Origin of the sequence: Mucilaginibacter arboris, assembly GCF_009754915.1 — a bacterium.
Taxonomy (GTDB): domain Bacteria; phylum Bacteroidota; class Bacteroidia; order Sphingobacteriales; family Sphingobacteriaceae; genus Mucilaginibacter_A; species Mucilaginibacter_A arboris.
In genome coordinates, this window is record NZ_WPIK01000061.1 from 1 (window position 1) to 729 (window position 729).

At 34.0% G+C, this 729-nt stretch carries 1 protein-coding gene; it reads right to left on the reverse strand.

Annotated features, from left to right (window positions below; translation table 11 throughout):
• Positions 1-195: 195 nt before the first annotated feature.
• The gene (locus tag GO621_RS18715) at positions 196-702 is read right to left on the reverse strand and encodes a hypothetical protein (protein WP_157569933.1); all 507 of its coding nucleotides are present in this window, start codon (positions 700-702) and stop codon (positions 196-198) included.
• Positions 703-729: the final 27 nt, after the last annotated feature.

Here is a 729-nt window from a genome sequence, read left to right on the forward strand (position 1 = left end):
GGCTTGGCGAAGAACTGGAATTTGAAATCCGTCAGCCGAAACCAAAGCTAAATTTATAACAAAAAGTTCAATACTGTTTTAAAAGCTAAAAATTGTTCCGTCTGCCGGAACCAAAGCAAAATAGCAAAACAAAAGTTGATATTCAATTCGTCAGCCAGTTTTTTGCCAAACCCATGTTAGCTGCCGTTACTTCTTTTATGGAAGGTCATCCCAGTTAATCTGTTCGTTTTCTAAAAGCGATTGTAAATAATCTCGATCACTACTTCTTATAGTTCCATAGTCAGTTGCAGAAGGAATATCAATTTCAAATAGGTAGTCGCACTCGTTTAATAACAAGTCATACCTTGTTTTTCCTTTAATAGTTACTGGTCTTAAATAATACTTTGGAAGAACATTTAGTTGTGTTAATGTAATTCCCGGTCCAATTATTGGCAAAATAGTTTTGAAGTCATTAGTCGGCATAATAAAATCAAAACTGATATTTCGCGCCAACATTTTGTAGTTTTGCTGATCACTAGATAACGGAAGCTCGTAAGTATTCCAGTTCAATGAATTTTTGGTTTCATGAGAATATACCCAAACATATTTGTATTCGTCCGATAATGCAAATTTAATAAAGTCATTAGTTGCAAAATCAAGAATGATTTGATAGTGTCCGTCGTAAATTTCTTTAAGAGTATTTATGTTGTCTTTCCAATTCATTCGGCGGTTATTCAATGGCAGCTAACG

What these genes read in the sequence shown, in the direction of transcription:
- GO621_RS18715 (WP_157569933.1), bottom strand. Translation starts at nt 702, where the DNA reads ATGAATTGGAAAGACAACATAAATACTCTTAAAGAAATTTACGACGGA.